This window comes from Lysinibacillus sp. FSL P2-0066, assembly GCF_037969495.1.
GTDB lineage: Bacteria > Bacillota > Bacilli > Bacillales_A > Planococcaceae > Lysinibacillus > Lysinibacillus boronitolerans.
On the sequence record NZ_CP150202.1, the window covers coordinates 2,226,347 to 2,248,374 of the forward strand.

Sequence of the window (22,028 nt, forward strand, 5' to 3'; positions counted from 1 at the left end):
ACTGAAGCGCAGAAAGGGACAGATATTCTGAAAAAAGAAAATATTTATATAATGAAGAGGATGTGTGCATAGACTAGCGAAAAAAGATTTTCTACTATTGGGAGAAGCTACTATAAATTCCTTCAAAGAGGAAAGTGTATTATACTGAGTATAAAGCTTTTCAGGTGGGGGGAGCCTTATGAGAACAGAGCAAGAAATGTATGGTTTAATTCTGGCCACTGCACAACAGGACACTAGAATTCGTGCTGTTTACCTAAATGGCTCAAGAGCAAATCCGAATGTTCCAAGGGATATGTTTCAAGATTTTGATGTTGTGTATGTCGTAACAGACATAGCCTCTTTCTTACAAGATGATAAATGGATTCACGTATTTGGTGAGCGGCTGATGGTGCAGGAGCCTGATCGATTGGATAAGGGGCTTGGCTTGGACAAAGACTTTACTTATAGCTATACATATTTAATGCTACTGAAGGATGGGCATCGCATTGACCTTCGCTTATTATCGATACAAGCTATGCTAGATGAGTATGGGCAAGACAAGCTGACCGTCCCTTTACTCGATAAAGATCAGCTTTTGCCACCTATCTCTCCATCCTCAGATTGTGACTATCATATTAGTCCACCAACTGTGGGGCAATTTGCTAGCTGTACGAATGATTTTTGGTGGTGTTTACAAAATGTAGCCAAGGGCATTTGGCGAGACGAACTCCCATATGCCAAGCAAATGTTTGAGGAAACGACAAGGCAGTCCTTGCATCAAATGCTTAATTGGTGGATTGGTCAGCACTATCATTATCAGATATCTACAGGCAAAATGGGGAAGTATTTAAAAAACTATGTGCCAGCTAATTATTGGGCATTGTACGTAAAAACCTATGCCGACGCTGATTATGCTAACATGTGGAATGCCCTGTTTGAGGCATGCACACTCTTTCGAAGTATCGCAAAGGAGGTAGCCCATCACTTTCAGTTCGCGTACCCTCACGAGGATGATGCTCATATGTCAGCCTATTTGAAGCATGTACGTACATTACCACCAGATGCAAAACGATATTGTAAGGGGGAAGAGGGCAGTGAAGGTTTATTCATTAAGTGGACCAAGTGGCACAGGCAAAAGTACAAGTGCGCTGGCCTTTGCCCATAAATTAGGGGTGGAGGCCATTGTTGATGATGGATTACTCATTGTGAATGGTGTCAGGGTTGCAGGCGTTTCTGCAAAATTTGAAAAAAATACAATTACCGCTGTACGACGCGCCATTTTTACAGATCCTGTTCATCGTGAGGCTGTCCAAAAGGCGCTAGCTCATCATCAGGTACAGTCTATTTTACTGATAGGTACATCGACTAAAATGACGAATAGTATTGCCAAGCAGCTAGAGCTAGGTCCGATTGAACACTATTATAATGTAGAAGATGTCCGTTCATTAAAAGAAATTCAAAAAGCACGCTTTATCCGTCAAACACAGGGTAAGCATGTTATGCCAATTCCATATAGACAAGTGGAGCAAAATTTCTTTAAACGATTGGTGCAAAAGGGCATGGAGATTTTTTCATCGAAACGTGAAAAAATCGGAGAAACGACAATTGTACGCCCTGATTTTCAGCGGGAATATATAGAAATCAGCAAGCATGTTTATGTACAGCTACTGACATACTGCTGTAGCCAACAAGCAATTGTACAAAAGGTGGAGCAGGCACAATTTGTGCTAGGAGATCAGGTTCAAGCTATCCTCACTATTCAGGTAAAGCTACCGATCGATTATCCACTAGCAGCACGTTTATTGGCATTACAACAAGCTGTGCAGCAAGACTTTTATCTACATTTTGGCTATGAATTAGATGCTATTCATGTACATGTGAAAACGGCTTTGCAAAAGAAAAAAGCGTAAAAAAACAGGTACTCTGCTCGCACGTTGGCGTTAAGAGTACCTGTTTTTTACTTTGGTTGGCGGGTGAACCGTGGCTGGCGTTTTTCCACAAAGGCACGACAACCCTCCGCGAAATCACTGCCTACAAATGGTGAAGAGCCTTGCCATAAGGTCGGCGCACTATCGAGACATTCTTGAACAGATTGCTTCACGGCAAGTAAGGATTCAGGCGACATTCCTGCAACAAGCTTACCCATTCGAATCATGTATTTATTTAAATCTTTTTCAGCTACTAGGTAGTTAAGCATTCCAAGCTTGAAGGCTTCCTCTGCTTTAAACATTCGTCCTGTAAAGACTAAATCCTTGGTTGTGGCAGGGCCAACGAGCTGGACTAAACGCTGTGCAAATTTGTTGTTTAAGGTGATTCCTAATTTACCGACAGGAATACCGAGCTTGGCCTTGTCCGAGCCAATGCGGATATCGCAGGCCAAGGCTAATTCCAAGCCAGCACCCATCGCAGGCCCATTGATGACGCCAATCGTTGGAATTGGGAGACGCTCAATGGTAGAAATGGTTTTTTCCATATGTACAAAGGCTTCTTCAGCTTGTTCAAGAGAAATGGCATTGAACTCTTTAATATCGGAACCCGCTGTAAAGTTTTGGCCAGAGCCCCGTAAAATTAGTACTTTATTTTTCGGATTATCTAATACTTGTAGGGCAATCTTGGCTAATTGATCCCACATGTTTGCGGTTAATGCATTTTTTGCTTGTGGTCGATGAATCGTAATTATCGCTAGTCCAGCTGTTTCTTGATAAATAATTTTCGCATCTTCTGCTTCCAGTCGAGTCGTTTTTACTTGCATATCGGAAAGCCTCCTACATGTTAGTGTCTACCTTTATTATATAACACAATCAACGATAAACACGAAATGATACGAATTTTCACATAAAATTGCGTTGTTATACAAGAATGTAGGGAATAGTAAGCATTTATTGTACTACAACAGGGGAGCGGAATTTACTATTGTAAGAAAGCAAAAATTATGAGAAACTACTTTCGGAACATATGTTTCTTCATTATGTAAGGGGCATTTAAATGGTAGAAGCGGGTTTATGTTATGAAACTACAGATTATCCGACATTACAATATAATAAAATGAAATTAAACCTACGCACCCAAAATATAGTAAAATATAAATAACTCACGCAAAGTAAACAAGGAGGGGCGATATGGTTACACTCAAGGACGCATGGAATAGCTATGTATTACTGCTGCAATCATTGAAAAAAAGTGCTGCCACAAAAAAACAATACAATATGGATGGGCAGCAATTTTTAACATTCGCCCATAAGCAAAACTACTTGTATGTAGATCATCAATTGAAACATTTATTACAGCTCTACTGCGACTATTTAAAGGACACCTATAGTAATATCAACACGTTTAACCATAAAATAGCGACATTGCGAGGCTTTGTGGACTTTATTTTTTTACGAGAATGGGTGGAGCCTTTTGATTATCAGCATCTTTTACAGCCGAAAAAAAGACAAAAAGAGACACTGCAAGCACTGACAAATAAGCAGATCATGCAAATTGCAAACGTATGGCCCACCTATTTTCAATATGCTAAAACAAAGGAGCATGCATGGCTGGCAAGACGCAATGGCTGTATCGTTCAAGTGTTGATGGAAACAGGTTGTAAGCCTGCCGAGCTCGTTCGCATGAAATGGACACACTTTAATGAAGAAAAAGCGACTCTTTTTATAGCCAACCGAAATGGTCGTCGAGAAATAAAGTGTTCAACGATCCTCATGGACATGCTCGCACAGTATAAAAAAGAGACGAGCAATTTACATGAGCAAGAGGTGGGAGAATGGGTTTGGGTAAGCGAGGCAAGTATAGCGAAGCCAATTACTACGAAAACAGTTGAACGCATTTTTCAAACGATATCCCAAGATATAGGGAAGAATATAAGAGCCACTGACTTGCGTTATACGGTGATGCAACGGGCGTTTCAACAGGAAAAAACACTGGAGCATATTCAACAAGAAATGGGCTATGTACGAAAATGGGTGCTAACAGAAAGACAGCAGCGCCTAGAATAAAAGCGTGCAGTAATCGCGATTTATCACCATTACTGCACGCCTTTTATAAATGATTCAATGCTTTGACATTCACTTTCACTGTTAAATCATGCTTGCCTCCAGAATATACACCTTCCACAGGGCTAATGTCACTATAATCGCGACCAATACATAAAATAATATGGTTTTCTAATACTTCCACATTATTTGTGGGATCAAGACCGATCCAGCCAATGCCTGGAATCATGACCTCTACCCAGGCATGTGTTGCAATATCGCCGATGAGGGCAGAGTTTTCATCGACATATAGATAGCCACTGACATAGCGAGCCGGTATTCCTTTCGCCCGTAAAACAGCAAGCATGACATGGGTGAAGTCCTGACAAACGCCCCGTTTTAGTGCAAAAGCTTCACTTGCTGTTGTCGTGACATCTGTTGCGGTCGGGTCATACTCAAAGCTAGCATATAAATACTGCATTAAATTAAGCGAAAAGAGCACAGGATTTTCAGCGTGACCGATCGCATGATAAACTTCCTCTAATTGCTGCTCTGTCATAAATGTAAAATGTGTTGCTTTTAAATACGGTAAATAATGCTCATAGAATAGCTGTGAATGAAAGATTGTCTGCATTTCGGGTGAATATTGTATACGATGAATAAATGGTGCACGCTGAATACTAACAATTGAAGATGTATGAATTTCTAGTATTTGATGTTGCTCTGGTATATAAAAAGAACCAACTGTATTGCCCCAAATATCCGTATGCTCACGGGTTAGAGAGGATGGCGTGATGGCAATTCGATAAGATAATAATCGCTGACGCTCATCGCTACGCGGCTTTAAACGAATCGTATTCAAGCTTTGATCGACTTCAGACTCATATTGAAAAATATTTGTATGCTGAATTTCAAATTTCATCGTGTCCGCTTCCTTCTGCTTACTGACTTGCCTGTTGAAAGGGAGCTGTGGTGAATTCCTTTCAAGGTTGTACGCTGGGTTCATATAAATGATAGATTGTCGAAAAGGCTTCACTAAAAGCCATACATTGAGACAATCTTTCCTCCATCAGTTTTAGGGTTTCCTCAATAGTCATTTGCCAAAAATCAATATGATCGATTGCAAGAACGAGGCTACTAATATCCGACTGAAGCGTTAAAAATCGTGAGGATAAAGAATCGTGTTCAATAGCCGTTATGGCTTCTTCTATTTTCTTTACACAGAACATCACAGAACATGGGAAATGCACATCTTGGACTAAATACCGAATGACCGTTAGTAAATTGGTCTGGCGATGCTTCCGCATGTAGGATTCTCTAGCTGCGGAAAGCTCCAATAAAAAGGTACCATCATCCTCTAACAGTGATGTGCCTGTTAGCTTCTGTTGTTCTACGATTACAACGATCATCCGAATGGTTTTTTCTGCTCGTTCAAGCCATTTGCCGACCTGCATAAAATAGAAGGGAAGATCGCGATCCATTGTACCCTCAATTAGCCCTGTCTCCATCCATAAAGTCTTTCGAACATCCTGTAAAAAATCTTGAAGGGCAATGAGTGGAATAGGTCGCTCTCTTTTTAGTATGGACTGTTGCTTTGTTAAATAAAAGGAATTTTGAATTTCCCAAAGTTCCGTTGGCATACTATCACGTGTAACTCGTGCATTTTCCCGAATAGCACGTAATGTGGCATGAAGGGCATTACCGTTTTTCTCAGAAAACAGAAGATAATCAATCAATGGGTTAACACGAATCGTTGTGTAATGTGCTAAATACTCCTCCTTAGAGGCACAAATATTTAAAACAGCCTCCCAATGATCAATATAATCATGTTCTTGCCCTGATTGCTCCAACATATTCAACAGCTGTACCTGTAATATATGTGCATTTGTTTGTGTACGTTCACTATAACGTGCCATCCAGTACAACGCGTCGGCTACTCGACTTAGCATGCTGCAATTCCTCCTTTAAAATCCACGTATCCTTTGCACCGCCCCCTTGAGATGAATTCACAACAAGAGACCCTTCTTGTAGTGCCACTCTAGATAAACCGCCAGGCAACACATAGCAATCCTCACCCTTCATAACATAAACACGTAAATCAACATGGCAAGGATAAAATCGCCCATTCTGGAAGGCAGGGGCTCTGGACAATTTAATCGTTGGTTGTGCAATATATTGATAGGGCTGATCAATAATTTTTTGCTTAAACAAAGCAATCTCTTCTTTATTTGCATGTGGACCAATTAACATGTCATAGCCACCAGAGGCTCCTACATTTTTAATAACGAGCTTGTGTATATGCTCTAGCACCCATTCACGCTGACTGTCATCTCCAAGATGATAGGTTTTCACATTTGGTAGAATAGGTTCTTCCTGTAAATAATAGCGAATCATCTCAGGCACATAGGCATACATTGCCTTATCATCTGCCACCCCATTCCCAACGGCATTCAAGATGGATACATGACCTGCTTGATAAGCAGCCATTAAATGTGGAACACCTAATAAAGAATCCTCACGAAAGACAGTAGGATCTAAAAAGTCATCATCAATTCGACGATAAATAATATCGATTTGCTGTAGGCCATAAATGGTTTTCATATAGACCTTCAAATCCTGTACAACTAAATCACGGCCCTCGACGAGCTGGATGTTTAAATGCTGGGCTAAAAAAACATGGTCATAATACGCAGAATTGTACATGCCTGCTGTTAGGAGGACAGCTTTAGGCTCTCTTTCTGCTTGCAAGGAAGGTGGGCGATGTGTAAGAAGTGCTTTTTTCATATAAGCCATCTGTTTATCAAGAGGACGAATCGTATGCTTGGAGAAAAATTCAGGGTATACTTCCTTCATCACATCTCGATTTTCAAAGACATAGGAAATGCCAGAAGGGTTGCGTAAATTATCTTCGAGTACATGATAATCACCTTTTTCATCCCGAATTAAATCAATCCCTGCTAAAAAGATATGATTCGCAATTGGTACTTGAAGTCCTCTCATGGTTGGTTTGAAATATGGGTTATTTTCGACAAGCTGTCTCGGAATAAGACCGTCCTGAATGATCTTTTGCTGTCCATAAACATCCTGTAAAAATTTATTGAGGGCTTCCACGCGCTGTTTGACCCCTGCTTCAATCATGGACCATTTGGTTTGAGGAATAATAATTGGGACACAATCAAAAGGCATGGTACGTTCTGTTCCGTCTTGTGCACCATATACCGTAAATGTAATCCCTTGTCTGAGAAAGCTCGCTTGCGCTTGTCGGTATTTTTCTTCAAGTTGCTCCCGCGAAAAAAAGGATAGCTTATGATGAAAAGATCGATAATGAGGCTTTGGCTTATTGCCATCAAACATTTCATCGAAAAACAGACTAGAATCATATAAATTCATCATATGGATCGCCTCCGAATTCAAGTAGTAGTGAAAACATGTTACACTGTGAATAAATACATAAAAGGAGCTAACAACCATGACCATCATTAATTTAATGCAAGCGTATGAATTAGATAAACTATCCAAATTAAATTTATCAGACGAGGAGATTTTACGAGCTTTGCGTTCGGGGGATGTATCAGCTTGGCAAGAACAAGTACCAAACTATGAATTTAGTGAGACAATGGCTCTTTTTCAGGAAGGGGAACAAAAGTTCTTAGATGCGTACAATGGCCATTATCGAATCAAGTATGTAACATTACCAGGCATCCAACGTTTATTGCAGCTACGCTTTCAATTAGAAGAAGGGGAGGATTACCAACTATTAGAAACAGGTATCCAGCATTTAACGTGTGATGAGGAGACAGTCACAAGACTTCAGCAAATGTTATCGACAAACTGGTCACTAACAAAACAAGAAGATGGGACTTATTCAGTTTTTGTAAAATAATTCCATGTGTGTTGTGAGACGAATTGACATGGACAGTTACCCATCTACTGTTTTTTCAACGCGTCTCACACAGCAAATAAAGTCTACTAGATTTTAATATTCATTTATCGTGAACTTTATGCCTAAAATCCTATAACTGTCACAAAATAGTTGTAACAAAAAACCTCTTTTTAAAAAGGGTTTTTTTATTACCCTCAAATAGAACATTTGTTCTGTAGTGCGTAAAAGGGCATTTTTTTTCAATAAAGTTCCCAAATTTATATTTGGGAACGTTTTTTCATGGTAAAATAGAGCAAATAGAGGTGATGAGCATGCAAAAAACAAAACAACCAAAATTCATGAAGGATTTTCTTGTCTATTTAACAACCATCAAAGGAAAGTCTCAGCGCACAAGAAAAGAATATGAATATGACCTGACCTTATTTTTTCGCTTCTACAAAGCTGTCCAGGAGGATTTGGATATAGAGAATTTATCCACCATTGATATTGGCACTATTACAATAGAAGAAATACGCGAAATGAAATTAGAGGATCTTTATTTATTCATGGAATATTGCGAAGTACAGCGAGGCAATTCAGCTGCTGCAAGAGCGCGAAAAGTGGCAACATTAAAATCCTTTTTTAAATATTTAAAAGGCAAACGTCGACTTATCGAGGAAAATCCAGCAGATGAATTAGAAACACCAAAGATAGGCAGAAAACGACCTATTTATATGAACCTACAAGAAGCTACACAATTTATAGATGGGATAAAAAGCAATCAGGCATCCCCGAGAAATTATTGCATGATGATGTTTTTCTTAAATTTAGGAATACGTGTCACCGAGCTATGTCAGCTTAACAAGACATCCATTCAAGGACGTTATTTAACCGTAATTGGGAAGGGCAACAAAGAGCGCACAGTCTATTTAAATGATAGCTGTATGCAGGCACTTGCTGACTATGAAAACAGTGGGAAGACACCCTATAAAGGAGAAGGCGAGGAGCCCCTTTTTGTGTCACAAAAGGGAACACGCTTTACACGTCAAACCGTTGCCAAAATCGTTAAACGCATTAATCAGCAGTCAGGTCTTCAAAAAGAACGTCTTACACCACACAAGCTACGCCATACATCTGCAACGATGATGTATAAAGCAGGGGCAGATATCCGTAGTTTGCAGCACATTTTAGGGCATTCTAGCGTCGCAACCACGCAAATTTATACACATATTGAAGATGAGCAGCTACAGCATGTTTTAGAGAATAATCCATTTAATATTGTTCGTGAAAGATGATTTTCACCCCTCCATATCGAATATATAGAAGAAGACCTAATGAAAGGGGTAGCCTAAGTATGTCAAACGTCAAAGATCATCTTGATGCCACAAGAACACAATTGCTTCAGGAGATTCACTCATTGGACGATACAGCCTTTAATAAGAAACCAGATGCACAAAGCTGGAGTGTAGCGCAAATCTGCCACCATCTCGTATTAGTAGAGGAAGCAACAAAGAAAGCCATTACATGGGGATTAAAGGCAGAGGAACAGTCAACACCCGCTCGAAAAAATGTGCAGCTCATCTTAGATCGAACAAGAAAGTTCCAAGCACCGCCTATTGTAGAGCCAGCAGAAGAGCCCTTCACTGTTCAAGCGATGCTGGATTTACTCGCTACAACAAGACAGAACCTCCTCGCTTTTTTGCAAACAATCGAGGAACCCGAAGCATTAGCTAAGCGCGCTGTGCAGCACCCAGCCTTAGGAGAATTACCACTCGACCAATGGATTGAAATGGTCTATATGCATGAGCAGCGTCATATCAAGCAATTACAAGAAATCGTTAGAAAATAGCATGTATCAAAGGAATTTGGCCACTGGGAGTGAGCTAAATTCCTTTTATTGTTATTCAATTTTTCTGTTATAATCTCTTGACGTGCTACATAATCTGTTATATATTAAATAAAAATAATAAAAACTGTTATAAAACAGATTTCGTTAGAGGAGGAATTTTAAATGTCAAAATATCGTGAAGGTTATGAATTTTATTGTGAAATGTGTGAGCGCTACGGATTAGAGCCAATTTCTTTCCGCTATTATGTATTACAATTATCACAGCAACAACTTTCAGCTTACAATATGCAAGCAAAACAATTAGGAATTTAAAAGGATGTGATTATGACGGAAGCCGCCGTGAATATTTTATGAAAAGCCCAGCCATACTAAATAAAATGGTCTGGGCTTTCGTGATTTCATCAAGAAATTTCAGATAATTTATTGACAAGTATAGTAGTCTGTTATATATTTTTAAACAAATAATATTTCTGTTATATAACAAAATGAACTAGATATTATAGTAGCGAATGGGAAAGGAAGTTATGAGGATGACGGATTATCGAGAAGGTTATGAATTTTATCGTCAAGTATGTGAGGAGCATGGGCTAGAGCCTATTAATTTTCACTATTACATTTCAAGTTTATCCCAAGAGCAATTAGATGCCTACAACAAGCAGGCGAAATCGATAGGGGGTTCAATAGAATATGAGGTCTCTTAACATCTAAAATGCCTTACTTCCTATGCGGGACAGTAAGGCATTTTACTTTAACAAAAATTTTACAAGACATCAAAACGTACTATATGAAACTTTTATATTTTGTATTAAAAAGATAAATAGCCTAAATAAACTAACTTATATAGTTCAAAAGTATTGAAAAACTATATATTTAGACAATTTCAAGGTGTTTAGATACACTAAATTTTGTCTATTTTATTAAAAACTATCAAATGCTGCTTTGAATGTTTTTGAGATTTGGGTTGAATTAACTGCTTTTTTAAGACTATAATATAATTACATAAAAAAGGGCGATATACCACAACTTTATACCTCGCTGTAAGATAAAGCAAAAGTACCAAACCCTTCATATTTTAATGAATGGAGAATGAAAATGATGAATATCACGCCTAGTAGTGTTAATCAAATGAACTACAGTCTAAAAGAATTACAAGATATCTTTTCCGCCATGAATAGTTCCATCATTGTAGCGATTACAGATCGCACCGGAAAAATTACTTTTGTTAATGATCATTTTTGTAAAATTTCAAAGTATACGCGTGAAGAATTAGTTGGCCAAGATCACCGTTTACTAAATTCAGGCTTTCATCCTAAATCTTTCTTTAGAGAGATGTGGAAAACAATCGGTAATGGCGATATGTGGAATGGCGAGGTGTGCAATCGTGCGAAAGATGGCAGTTTATATTGGGTGAAAACAACGATTTTTCCGTTCCTAGATGAACGAGGAAAGCCTTATCAATATATTGCCATTCGCGTAGATATTACAGCGCAAAAGGACATTAAAAAAATTACTCATATTGCCTATCACGATGAACTAACAGGGCTACCAAATCGTCGCAAATTAGAACAGCGTTTAGAAAATGAATTTCATCAATCTCGACGTACAGGAGAGAAGTTTGCGTTATTTTTCATTGATGTGAATCGTTTCAAACACATTAACGACGGACTTGGTCATATTATTGGCGATATGTTTTTAGTGGAAATGTCCAATCGTCTGCGCAATATTGATCATACATCGAATTCTTTCTATCGCCACAATAGCGATGAATTTGTCATGATTTTAAATGATGTCAATCGCATTGATGAAATGGCTAAGGAAATTATTGGCGTCTTCAATGAAAGCTTTATTGTCGATACCTATGAATTTTACGCGAGTATTAGTATCGGCATCAGTGTATTCCCAGATCATGCAAACTCTGTGGAAGAATTATTGAAAAATGCGGATATTGCTATGTATGCAGCAAAATCTACACGAGGCAATCAATATCGACTCTATCGTGATAATATGGACGAGGCCAATGATAAATGGCTTTTGCTTGAAACAAAATTACATCAAGCATTAAAGCAAGATCGTCTAGAATTACATTATCAGCCAAAGATCGACTTAAAAACGGATTCTGTTATTGGTATGGAGGCATTGCTACGCTGGTATGACCCAGAATTAGGTCATATTCCACCAGATCGTTTTATTCCATTTGCAGAGGATTGTGGGCTGATTAATGATATCGGTGTCTGGGTTTTACGTAAAGCCTGTGCTCAAGCTCGTCAGTGGAATGAATCACATGAATTGCTATTGCGTGTAGCTGTGAATATTTCGCCGATTCATATTAGTACAGGTGGCTTTGTAGATATGGTGCGTGGTGTCATTGCAGAAACAGGCATTGACCCTCATTTATTAGAAATTGAAATTACCGAGATGAGTATGCTTGATTATACGGAAGATTTAATTGATACGATCAAGCAATTACGAGAACTAGGTATTACTATTTCATTAGATGATTTCGGGACAGGCTATTCATCGTTAAATTACTTAAAAAAATTCCCAGTGGATGTGCTTAAAATTGATCGTGCCTTTGTCCGTGATATCGTACCTGAAAAGTCAGGAATCGCTATGATTTCAGCCATGATTTCATTAGCCCATGCCTTAAACCTACAAGTAGTAGCTGAGGGTGTAGAGGAGGAAGCTGAATTAAACGTCCTGCGTGAGCATGGCTGTGAGTATGTGCAGGGCTATTATTTCAGTAAGCCTTTATCCGTAGGAGATTTTACGAATCTCATTGTTAATACTGTCACAAATAAATCCAGCTATTAATTGCTATTCCTGAATGATTTTGCTAAAGTGGGATAAAGTAAAACTGTAAACAAGATAAACCATTTGATGATGTGGCCAAGTAAGTAAGAATTGTGAAACAGAAAATATAGCAACTGCTGAGAGCTATATCACCGCTTCTTCACTGAACACCTACCACGGAGATGTTATGCAAACATAACCGAGTCGTTTTCGTTACCAAACGTGAGAGGGCTTTAAATTCTATTTAAAGCTAAATCAAGGTGGTACCACGTCATCCCAGCACAAAGACGTCCTTATTCAGAGGACAGCTTTGTGCTTTTTTCTTGATTCAACAGCATTCATTTTACAAAATTGGAGGAGAACACATGTCAAAACAACTAGAAGATTTTTCGAAATGGTATATTGAGACCATCCAAAAAGCCGATTTAATGGATTATACACCTGTTCGAGGCTGTATCGCCTTTAAACCAGACGGCTATGAAATTTGGGAGCATATTCAGGAGGAAATGGATCGCCGCTTTAAAGAGACAGGACATCGTAATGCCTATTTCCCGATGCTTATTCCTGAATCCTTCTTCCAAAAGGAAAAGGATCATATCGAAGGGTTCTCACCAGAGCTTCCTTGGGTAACCGAGGCAGCAGGAGAACAATTAGAAGAACGGCTAGCGCTTCGTCCAACATCTGAGACGATGATTGGTCATCTTTACTCTAATTGGATTAAAAGCTACCGTGACCTACCGGTGCTGATCAATCAATGGGCAAATGTCTTCCGTTGGGAAAAGAAAACACTGCCTTTTATTCGTACCTCTGAATTTTTATGGCAAGAAGGGCATACAGCGCATGTAGATGAAACCGATGCTCGTCAGGAAACAATGCAAATGCTAGACATTTATAAAGAAGTGGTAGAACAGGTGCTAGCAATTCCTGTCTATGATGGACAAAAAACCCCTTCTGAGCGTTTCGCAGGGGCTGTCGATACGTACTCTATTGAGGCAATGATGAAAAACGGCAAGGCTGTTCAAGCAGGAACATCGCATTATTTAGGAACAAAATTTGCTGAAGCCTTTAATATCAAATATTTAAATAAAGCAAACCAGCATGAATATGTGCATACAACATCTTGGGGTACTTCTACACGCTTAATTGGCTCGGTTATTATGGTGCATGGGGATGAGCAGGGACTTGTTTTACCTCCACGTATCGCACCAACGCAAGTCGTTTTAATTCCAGTAGGTCCATGGAAAAAGAACCCTCAAATCATGGAGCATTTAGATGAGATTTTTGCGGCCTTAAAAGCGAAGGGAATTCGTGTACGTCTGGATGACTCAGACCAATCACCAGGCTATAAGTTCAATGAATGGGAGCTAAAAGGCGTACCTGTTCGTGTTGAATTAGGGCCACGTGACCTAGAAAATAAGCAAGCTTTACTGAAAGCGCGTGATGAAGAGGAAAAACGAACTGTCGATTTAGCTACAATCATCACAGCTATTGAAGAAGAGTTAACAACAATGCAAACGCGCTTATTAGAAAAAGCTCGTCAATTCCGTGAAGCAAATGCTCACACAACGATAGACACGCTTCCACAATTACAGCAGCACATTGACACTGCCAAAGACAATGGAACAATCCCAGGGTGGGTGCTTGCTGGATGGTGTGGTGAGGATGCATGCGAGGAAAAAGTGAAGGAAGAAACAAAATACACATCTCGCAATATTCCATTTAATCCACCAACAACGAAAACGACATGTATTGGCTGTGGAAACGAAGCAAAACATATAGTTTGGTTTGCACAAGCATATTAATATCGTTCGAACACCCTCCTATTTTGTAGGAGGGTGTTGTTGTTAGATTATGATAAAATAAAGGGACGTTATGACTTGCCATAAAGAAATGAGGATATGCATGGTGAATGTACAAGCATTATTCAATAACTATCTAAATATCAAATTCAATCGGGGATTACAAGCTGTTCCAATGGAGGACTTTGAGTATGCTGTATTAGACGATCATAGCGCAGAGCTCTTTTTTAGTGCTCATGAGCATGAAACATTTTTGGCGTGGGCAGAGGAGCTTCAACCACCAGATCCGCAGTACAGTGATATGCCAAATGAGAAACCTATACTCTCATCGAAATTCCATCAGCTCGATGTTTACGATGAGCAAGTATTTTACTATTTAATCTATACTATTAACGCTACGACGAAGATTGTTCCGCGTAATCGTTATAATAAGATGAATGACTTGATGAAAAATTATTGTTTCTTCCAGCTATCTCAGCTAGCGTCTATTACTAGATTAGACGATAAGCAAAGACGACAATTAAAGGATTTTTTCTTCTTTTTCTATCTGTATGCGCATCCAGTGAATGAGGAAACGCTATACGCCTTTTCTTTTCTCGACCAGACGTTAGTGCATACAAAAACGAATATCCATCTAGGGCAATATATTTCTCTTTACCATGATTATTTTAATGAGCATTTCTACAACTATCAGGAGCAATTAGTCATTGCGCCTGAAGACATAGATGCTTGTAAGCACCTCACCTTAGAGCTCTTACATACTTTAGAGGGGAAATCCAAGAAGCTCGCGATGCCTTATGAGGAAGGACTAGGGGAAATCATACTATTGCTGAATGATGTCAACCATTTTTTACATATGTATACGGAAAATAAACTAGCATTCTTTCAACTGCTACACAGCACTGTGCTAGAAGAACAGACAAATCCTTATCGAGAACATTGCGTAAGTATGTTATTACAAAATTATGCTACTTATATTTTGTCTTTCCATTTCGGTGAGCTCGATGATTTAATCGAGTATTTTCAGGACCACCCATTACCATGTAAGCTCATCCTCAATAAATTGTTTGCCGAAACGATCTTTTTACAGAAAATCATGAGGCAGTCCAATATGGACATCAACAACTATCCGAAAATTACTCAGTTTTTCGACGAGGAAGCTAAAAAAATCTATCTCGATAAATAATAGGGAGGAACGTAAAATGACAGATAGCACAAACTGGAAAAATAATGCGCTGAATCAAAAATTTATTGCTTCATTTAGTGGTGGAAAGGATAGTGTCTTAGCTTTATATAAAGCATCACAGGAGGGTCAAGCAATGGGTCTTATCGTGATGTTGGAGGAAGAAGGGCAACGCTCAAGGTCGCATGGAATGCCACCAGAAATTATCCAAGCACAAGCCGACTCTATTGGGCTACCTGTCTATACGGCTGCTGCAAGCTGGGCCGAGTATGAGCAAGTGTTTATTGGTCTTTTAGAAAATGCAAAAAATCAAGGAGCTGAGGTATTAGTTACAGGTGATTTAGATATGCCTGCACACGGCTGCTGGCATGATCAAGTGACAAAAAAGGCCGGATTAAAGCTTGGTATGCCTTTATGGGAAATGAACCATCGGGAAGCTGTCGATGAATTTATTCACTTAGGATTTAGCACGATGATTGTCACAGTTAACCTATCGTTAGGTATGACCGAAGCAGATTTAGGAAGAATCCTTACTAACGATTTTGTTCAGGAACTCGAAGCTCGCGGCATTGACCCTTGTGGTGAGGGCGGAGAATTCCATACAACCGTCTTAGATGGACCGCTTTTTCAGCAGCCAATTACTGTCCGGAAATGCCCAGTAATACGAGATGGAGACTATGCATTTTTACCTTTGGAGCTTGCGTAAGTCACTCAAGATAACCTTTAATGTGATGACCAATTCATTACATTAAAGGTTTTTTGATCTCTTCTTGTCTTTTTATTTCATATGTAATAAAATTATTACATATGAAAGATATATTTAAAGGTGATGAGCTGTTAACAGTATTGGGTGCGCTGTCAAATCCTTATCGTTTAAAAATTATTGCCATTCTTCATCAAGAAAAGCAATATGTTAGTCAACTTGCAAGAGAGTTAGGAATTAGTAGACCATTACTTTATTTGCACTTACAGAAATTAGAGGAAGCCAACTTAATTAATGGCTATCATGAGGTTTCTGAAAGTGGTAAAGCAATGAAGTATTATACCCTAAACCCTTTTAGCCTGACCTTAAATGCTGATGTCATTTCCCAAGTTGCAAACGACATCACGGATAAAAATAGTAAGGAGTAGACTTTGTAAGAATTATATAGAAAAGGAGTTTCAACAAATGTCATCAATGTCGATAGTTTCTGTAGTTTCTTTGCTGCCACTTATCGTTCTTATTTTAATTTTTATTTTTGTGTTCAGTGTCATTCGTCGAGCGGAGCGCCGTGCCGAAGAACAACTAAAATTAGATAAAGAAACAGCTCAATTGCAACAACAGCAAATTCAAGAAATAAACAAACGCTTAACGAATATCGAAAATATACTGAAACAAGTGGATTAGGGAATACTACCGTTTGTAGGATTATTGTCCTGTATTAAATATTTGAAGAATTTTCTTTTCAGATAATCAGTCTAAGGATCATCCTTTGTCTACGTATGCTGGATAGTTATAAAAAATGAATTAGTTTAGTAAAAGTACAAGGTGCTCACCTCTGTACTTTTTTTGTATTTCACCTATATCTTTTTTGGTGATTAGAATACATAGCATTTTGTCTAAAATAACATTTGACTGGACACTAAATGGTGGCATATAATTAAGACACCATTTAGTGTCCTATTAGAAAGGGTGGTGGTTTTGAGTAACAATCATCAAGAGCGTGACGTCTATGTAGCTATCGCTGATCCAACAAGACGAACATTGATTCGTTTATTAGCAGAGGCAGAGGAGTTACCGCTTCACGAATTAACCGCTCAATTTGATATGGGGCGTACGGCCGTATCGAAACATTTAGCCATCCTGAAAGATGCAGGTCTTGTTCTGGCTCGCAAGGAAGGTAGAGAGACGAGGTACCGCTTGAATGCTGCTCCATTGAAGGAAATACAGGATTGGGTCTCGTTGTATGAAGGATTTTGGAAAGAAAGAATATCAAAACTACAGCTTTTATTGGAGGAAAACAAATGAAACCAGATGTATCCTTAGATTTTAAATTTACAAGTTCAATCGAGCAAGTATGGCACGCTTTAACTGATTCAGAGACACTTGCAAAATGGATATGGAGCAATGACTTCCAACCCGTTGTGGGGCATAAATTTCAATTTCGTGCTGAACCAAACGAATGGTGGGACGGCATTGTAGATTGTGAGGTGCTGGAAGTAGAAGAGCCTCACAAATTATCTTATACGTGGACAAGTGCTGGCGAAACGACTACAGTAACTTGGACATTAGCAGAACAATCAGATGGCACAATACAGCTTCACCTCGATCAAAGTGGCTTTAGCGAAGAAACAAAGGCTCGTCAAGGAGCAATTGAAGGTGCTAAATACGCTTGGACAAATATGGGTGCCCAGCTTGAAAAAGTATTAGCCTAGTATTAATTAAATGACAACAGGAGAGCGCAATTCCGTAGCAAGAATTGTGTTCTTTCATTTTCAGTTCCATCTTTTGATATTTTAAAATGGAAGGATAACTAAATGAAGATTAATGAACTAATTGCCAATAATATCAACCGTTTAGATGTCGTTTTACCCGAAGATCAATCGTTAGCGATAGCAGGTTTGTCTGGCTCAGGGAAAACGACATTTTGTCAAACGATTGGGGAAGAGTCAAAAAAACGTCTCGTCTCTTTATTACCAAAGGCTGAATATCAATATTTGTTTCCAAACATTATGGAAACGAACTTCAGTGCCATTAAAATGGAGGACATGCCTCTTGTACTTTTTCTAGGAAAATCCTCAATCTCTAGCAACCCACGTTCCACGATTGGTACACACACAGGTGTTTTTAAAGAAATTCGTAATCGACTGGCAGATGAATTTCATCTTTCTCCAGAGATGTTTTCCTTTAACAATGCGTTAGGCTGGTGTCCTGCATGTAAGGGGCGAGGCACGACAAAAAATGTAGAATGTAAAAAATGTTTGGGTAAGCGCTATTGCCCAGAAGTGGAGCAGCATAAAATCACTTTATGGAATGAACTCTATAGTATTTCTGATATTCACAATTTAAGTATAGAAGCCATCTATTCCTTATCAGAAGAATTAAATATCAGCGAAGAAAAACAGCATATTCTTCACAATATTATGCAAATGAATATTGGCTACTTAACATTAAATCGCATTATAGGGACTTTATCAGGTGGAGAATTAACAAGACTGTACTTAGCAGAATTCATGGCAACAAGCGAAAATACAGTGATTATTGTTGATGAAATTTCTGTGGGTCTGGACCATAACACCTTACTAAAAATTTTAGAGCAAACTATATATGCTTTGGCTGTATTTGTTATATCTGCTATTGTTGCCGCTTTCGCATCATGAATACCCATACCTGTAAAGAACATAAACGATGCGAAAATGGGTAGTAACCATTTTTTCTTCAATTCATTCTTACTCCTTTCAAAAAGCTTTCGCCTTTTTGAACTAAAGTAAGAATAGCATGAAATAGGGTAGAGTTATTTTTCAATAATATTACCGATTACCCTTCAACACCAAAATTGAAACCTTAATTTTAATTGTGTAAAACTTTTGCAATAATAATGGGCAATTTTACTAAAAATATATGAAATTAATGGATTTATAGGGACATAAGTGTTAATTTAAACGTTTTATCCAATTGAAAAATCGTTATTGTAATAGTGGCTTTCCAGCATAACGGTTATTTAAACATTATTATTTTTAGGTGATACTACGTTATGACACTAAGGATAGTGGTAGAAAATTCTGCTTTTATGTAGCTCCCGTAACTGCAAAGTCGTTTACTGTTAGATAGGAAAAGTTAGCCTTAATTTATGTTTTTGAGCAATGGATACGTTAAACTATATAAAATAAGTAGGTTCAACATGAAGAAATACAGCTGCGAGCTAATGAAATAATAAGGAAACATAAATCGAATGAATACTAAAGGAGAAGGAGGTATTCCATTGCAGCAAATTTTTAATGAATTAATAAAACAGGACATCAAGCCATTTCTAATCAAGCTAGGCTTTAAAAGGAAAGGATTGAATTTCTATCGAACAACCGAAAACCTTATCTATCTGATCAATTTCCAAAAATCTTCTGGTAATACAGTCGATACGATGATGTTTTATGTGAACTGTGGGATATATGCAGCAGAGCTAGCACAGCTACAATCAAGAGAAATGGTGACAGCACCCAAAGAAGCAGAATGTCACTTCCGAGCAAGGATTAACTCCATTGTCGAAAATGCACCTGATCGATTTTCCATCACAGCCACTACAAATTTGGAAGAATTAACAAAATTATTGCTGCTGGGGTTAGAGGAGGTTCATAATTTCTATGAAACGATGACTTCTGCAAGATCCATTGTTGATTATTACATTGCAGGTCCATTTCTGCACTTGGGCGAAGAAAGCTTTCATTTGTTATTACAAGCCAATGATGTTACAACAGCTAAGCTCTACTATAATGCATTGCAGAAAAAGCATGGAACCGAACCAAGATGGCCTATTTTCAAAAATAAATACCAAGCCATTTTCAATCAATACGCAGTGGAACTTGAGGAAAATTAGGCATCACAAAACCAGAACTTATTTTTGAGCGAGTAACTAGTTTTATAAGTTAGGATTTATTCAATATGTTATCTAGTATTCTTCCAGTTATCGGCATAAAAAAATGGAGGATATAGCCACCGAAGCAAACGGTTAATAATGTACCGACACCGATTGGACCATTAAAAAAGATAGCCAACATGAAAAATAAAAGATAAATAAGAGTTCTTGAGAAAAAAATCGTTTTTCTAGTTAATTCTTTGATAATTAAAGTAAGTCGATCTACAGGAATTGGTGCAAAATTTGTATGTAAATAAGTCGCCGTTCCTAACCCAACTATAACTAAACCAGTAGTAAAACAGACAGCTTGGCTAAACCAAAGATCTGGGGACACTATATCATGTAATAAAAATAACCACATATCAATCCCTATGCCAGTGATCAATGCAGTAACCAACCCTAAAATTTCAGGTCTTTGTCTAGCTAATAGGGAATTACTACCTATTAATAGGAGAGCTAAGATGATTTCCCAACTACCTACAGTTAGCCCCACATTTTTAGATAATCCTACTAGAAGCGCATCGAAAGGTGATGTGCCGAGTTTAGATTGAATCGTGAGCGAAATACCTAGCGTTAAAATTAAAATGCCCACTACATAAAAGACATATTTCAACAAAAAGATCTCCTCCTACTATTTTTATTGCAAATACAACAAAATTGCGTTAAATTGACTATATACTCTTTTTATTGCATTTGCAATATAAAATCCAGAAAGAGTTTACAACAAAGGAGTGGAATCAATGTCTGTTAAATTAGAGAAGTGTGAGCACGCAGATTTAAAACAGCTTCAAGCAATAAGTATTGAAACATTTAATGATACATTTAAAGACCAGAACTCCCCTGAAAATATGAAGGCTTATTTAGAGCGTGCCTTTCATAAGCAACAGCTAGAGAAGGAATTGGCCAATTTGGATTCAGCATTCTATTTTATCTATTATGAGGAAGAAATAGCTGGCTATTTAAAAGTAAATGTCAATGAAGCACAATCCGAACGAATGGGAGATGAGTCATTAGAGGTGGAGAGAATTTATGTTCGACATCAATATCAAGGAAAAGGGCTTGGCAAATACCTTATGAATAAAGCAATAGAGGAGGCTGTGGCCCAAAATAAAAAAAGCATTTGGCTAGGGGTTTGGGAGAAAAATGACAGTGCCATCGGTTTTTATCAGAAAATAGGCTTTGTCCAAACCGGCGCCCACTCATTTTATATGGGTGACGAAGAACAAATTGATCTTATCATGACGAAAACACTTGCCTAAATTTTATGGCAGAAACGTTGATTCTCAACATTTCTGCCTGCTGTTTTAATTGCTTCTATTTTTCTTCATGGCCTCAGCCACCGCATCAGCATGGGGATTTTCCTCTTTATAAAGTTCCTTTATAATATTGGCGTAATCACTAGCATTCCGATTTTGACTTAATTTATAGGCTGCCTGCACTTCTTCCACCTTTATTTTAAACCCTTTTATTCCTTTCATTTCTTGCTGCAAAAGCTCAGGAGATAGTTTATCCCATAAAACAGGATTTTCACGGAATGACTCATATTTTTCAAGTAAGCTAGCCAAATCTTGTTCTAAATCTATTCCTTCAATCAGACTGGCCTTTCCATATATATGGACAGCTTGATAATTCCAGGTTGGCACATTTTCTTGCTCATACCAAGAGGAAGAGATATAAGCATGTGGACCATTAAATATCACGAGAATATCTTGTACTTCCTCAAAGGTCTTCCATAAAGGGTTACCATAGGCTAAGTGACCAGTCAGATAATAGTCACCTTCGATTTTTTTCAGCAACACGGGTATATGGGCTGCAATAGGCTTACCTTTTCGAATTGAAACGATTGTTGCAAAGGAATTATGTTGAATAAATTCTTTGATTTCTTCTAAATCCGATACTTTGTAATACTTAGGAACATACATGGAAACCTCTCCTTATACATAAAATCATCGTGAGTTTTTTGAATAAACAAATAATTATGTAGG

At 38.2% G+C, this 22,028-nt stretch carries 24 protein-coding genes and 1 pseudogene; 19 read left to right on the top strand and 6 right to left on the bottom strand.

Annotation, left to right across the window (positions count from 1 at the left end):
• Positions 1-178: 178 nt before the first annotated feature.
• Positions 179-1,144 (top strand): aminoglycoside 6-adenylyltransferase, encoded by a 966-nt coding sequence (locus MKZ14_RS11010; protein WP_339280959.1) that lies wholly within the window; start codon positions 179-181, stop codon positions 1,142-1,144.
• On the top strand, positions 1,074-1,889 hold the full coding sequence (locus tag MKZ14_RS11015; RefSeq protein WP_312124397.1) for an ATP-binding protein: 816 nt from the start codon (positions 1,074-1,076) through the stop codon (positions 1,887-1,889). The genes MKZ14_RS11010 and MKZ14_RS11015 overlap by 71 nt, the downstream gene beginning before the upstream one ends.
• Positions 1,890-1,936: 47 nt before the next feature.
• On the opposite strand, the gene MKZ14_RS11020 is transcribed toward MKZ14_RS11015, so the two are convergent.
• On the bottom strand, positions 1,937-2,731 hold the full coding sequence (locus MKZ14_RS11020; protein ID WP_312124398.1) for an enoyl-CoA hydratase/isomerase family protein: 795 nt from the start codon (positions 2,729-2,731) through the stop codon (positions 1,937-1,939).
• Between the two features lie 367 nt (positions 2,732-3,098).
• On the opposite strand from MKZ14_RS11020, the gene MKZ14_RS11025 reads away from it, so the two are divergent.
• Positions 3,099-3,974 carry a site-specific integrase gene (locus MKZ14_RS11025; RefSeq protein WP_333004070.1) on the top strand — a complete coding sequence of 292 codons (876 nt, stop codon included), beginning with the start codon at positions 3,099-3,101 and terminating at the stop codon, positions 3,972-3,974.
• A gap of 43 nt (positions 3,975-4,017) precedes the next feature.
• Here MKZ14_RS11025 and MKZ14_RS11030 read toward each other — a convergent pair whose 3' ends face one another.
• From MKZ14_RS11030 to MKZ14_RS11040, 3 genes are all read right to left on the bottom strand, one after another.
• Entirely contained in the window at positions 4,018-4,872 is an 855-nt protein-coding gene (locus MKZ14_RS11030; protein WP_036079044.1) for a transglutaminase family protein, read from the bottom strand.
• Positions 4,873-4,933: 61 nt separating this feature from the next.
• The gene (locus tag MKZ14_RS11035; protein WP_333004069.1) at positions 4,934-5,899 is read right to left on the bottom strand and encodes an alpha-E domain-containing protein; all 966 of its coding nucleotides are present in this window, start codon (positions 5,897-5,899) and stop codon (positions 4,934-4,936) included.
• Positions 5,853-7,343: a circularly permuted type 2 ATP-grasp protein gene (locus MKZ14_RS11040; RefSeq protein ID WP_333004068.1), complete on the bottom strand. Its 1,491-nt coding sequence runs from the start codon at positions 7,341-7,343 to the stop codon at positions 5,853-5,855. The genes MKZ14_RS11035 and MKZ14_RS11040 overlap by 47 nt, the downstream gene beginning before the upstream one ends.
• A 76-nt stretch (positions 7,344-7,419) precedes the next feature.
• Here MKZ14_RS11040 and MKZ14_RS11045 point away from each other — a divergent pair, with 76 nt between their 5' ends.
• The 15 genes and pseudogenes from MKZ14_RS11045 (at position 7,420) to MKZ14_RS11115 (ending at position 20,004) form a co-directional block, all read left to right on the top strand.
• Positions 7,420-7,833 (top strand): hypothetical protein, encoded by a 414-nt coding sequence (locus MKZ14_RS11045; protein WP_333004067.1) that lies wholly within the window; start codon positions 7,420-7,422, stop codon positions 7,831-7,833.
• A gap of 311 nt (positions 7,834-8,144) precedes the next feature.
• A complete protein-coding gene (locus tag MKZ14_RS11050; RefSeq protein WP_333004065.1) occupies positions 8,145-9,107 on the top strand; it encodes a tyrosine recombinase XerC in 963 nt (320 codons plus the stop codon).
• Positions 9,108-9,166: 59 nt separating this feature from the next.
• On the top strand, positions 9,167-9,661 hold the full coding sequence (locus tag MKZ14_RS11055) for a DinB family protein (RefSeq protein WP_333004063.1): 495 nt from the start codon (positions 9,167-9,169) through the stop codon (positions 9,659-9,661).
• A gap of 162 nt (positions 9,662-9,823) precedes the next feature.
• Positions 9,824-9,973, top strand: a complete 150-nt coding sequence (locus MKZ14_RS11060) for a hypothetical protein (RefSeq protein ID WP_053994852.1) — start codon at positions 9,824-9,826, stop codon at positions 9,971-9,973.
• A gap of 218 nt (positions 9,974-10,191) precedes the next feature.
• Positions 10,192-10,362, top strand: coding sequence for a transcriptional regulator (locus MKZ14_RS11065; RefSeq protein WP_333004060.1), 171 nt, complete (start codon positions 10,192-10,194; stop codon positions 10,360-10,362).
• Between the two features lie 391 nt (positions 10,363-10,753).
• Positions 10,754-12,472 (top strand): GGDEF domain-containing phosphodiesterase, encoded by a 1,719-nt coding sequence (locus MKZ14_RS11070; RefSeq protein WP_258858948.1) that lies wholly within the window; start codon positions 10,754-10,756, stop codon positions 12,470-12,472.
• A 344-nt stretch (positions 12,473-12,816) separates the two neighbouring features.
• On the top strand, positions 12,817-14,253 hold the full coding sequence (proS, locus tag MKZ14_RS11075; RefSeq protein ID WP_339280961.1) for a proline--tRNA ligase: 1,437 nt from the start codon (positions 12,817-12,819) through the stop codon (positions 14,251-14,253).
• A gap of 100 nt (positions 14,254-14,353) precedes the next feature.
• Positions 14,354-15,436 carry a hypothetical protein gene (locus MKZ14_RS11080; protein ID WP_339280962.1) on the top strand — a complete coding sequence of 361 codons (1,083 nt, stop codon included), beginning with the start codon at positions 14,354-14,356 and terminating at the stop codon, positions 15,434-15,436.
• A gap of 16 nt (positions 15,437-15,452) precedes the next feature.
• Complete coding sequence (locus MKZ14_RS11085; RefSeq protein ID WP_339280963.1) at positions 15,453-16,139, top strand: diphthine--ammonia ligase; 687 nt, start codon at positions 15,453-15,455, stop codon at positions 16,137-16,139.
• 101 nt (positions 16,140-16,240) lie between these two features.
• The gene (locus MKZ14_RS11090) at positions 16,241-16,564 is read left to right on the top strand and encodes a winged helix-turn-helix domain-containing protein (RefSeq protein WP_258858945.1); all 324 of its coding nucleotides are present in this window, start codon (positions 16,241-16,243) and stop codon (positions 16,562-16,564) included.
• A 37-nt stretch (positions 16,565-16,601) separates the two neighbouring features.
• Positions 16,602-16,820: a hypothetical protein gene (locus MKZ14_RS11095; RefSeq protein WP_258858944.1), complete on the top strand. Its 219-nt coding sequence runs from the start codon at positions 16,602-16,604 to the stop codon at positions 16,818-16,820.
• Between the two features lie 294 nt (positions 16,821-17,114).
• The gene (locus tag MKZ14_RS11100; RefSeq protein ID WP_016992666.1) at positions 17,115-17,441 is read left to right on the top strand and encodes a metalloregulator ArsR/SmtB family transcription factor; all 327 of its coding nucleotides are present in this window, start codon (positions 17,115-17,117) and stop codon (positions 17,439-17,441) included.
• The gene (locus MKZ14_RS11105; RefSeq protein ID WP_258858943.1) at positions 17,438-17,848 is read left to right on the top strand and encodes an SRPBCC domain-containing protein; all 411 of its coding nucleotides are present in this window, start codon (positions 17,438-17,440) and stop codon (positions 17,846-17,848) included. The genes MKZ14_RS11100 and MKZ14_RS11105 overlap by 4 nt, the downstream gene beginning before the upstream one ends.
• A 102-nt stretch (positions 17,849-17,950) precedes the next feature.
• Positions 17,951-18,733 (top strand): annotated as a pseudogene (locus tag MKZ14_RS11110) (excinuclease ABC subunit UvrA); the annotation flags it as partial.
• 662 nt (positions 18,734-19,395) lie between these two features.
• On the top strand, positions 19,396-20,004 hold the full coding sequence (locus MKZ14_RS11115; protein ID WP_339280964.1) for a DUF4304 domain-containing protein: 609 nt from the start codon (positions 19,396-19,398) through the stop codon (positions 20,002-20,004).
• A gap of 49 nt (positions 20,005-20,053) precedes the next feature.
• Here the strand turns inward: MKZ14_RS11115 and MKZ14_RS11120 are convergent, their stop codons facing one another.
• Complete coding sequence (locus MKZ14_RS11120) at positions 20,054-20,656, bottom strand: YitT family protein (RefSeq protein WP_339281016.1); 603 nt, start codon at positions 20,654-20,656, stop codon at positions 20,054-20,056.
• A gap of 127 nt (positions 20,657-20,783) precedes the next feature.
• Here MKZ14_RS11120 and MKZ14_RS11125 point away from each other — a divergent pair, with 127 nt between their 5' ends.
• Entirely contained in the window at positions 20,784-21,302 is a 519-nt protein-coding gene (locus tag MKZ14_RS11125; protein ID WP_339280965.1) for a GNAT family N-acetyltransferase, read from the top strand.
• 45 nt (positions 21,303-21,347) lie between these two features.
• On the opposite strand, the gene MKZ14_RS11130 is transcribed toward MKZ14_RS11125, so the two are convergent.
• Complete coding sequence (locus MKZ14_RS11130) at positions 21,348-21,965, bottom strand: FMN-binding negative transcriptional regulator (RefSeq protein WP_339280966.1); 618 nt, start codon at positions 21,963-21,965, stop codon at positions 21,348-21,350.
• Between the last annotated feature and the right edge of the window lie 63 nt (positions 21,966-22,028).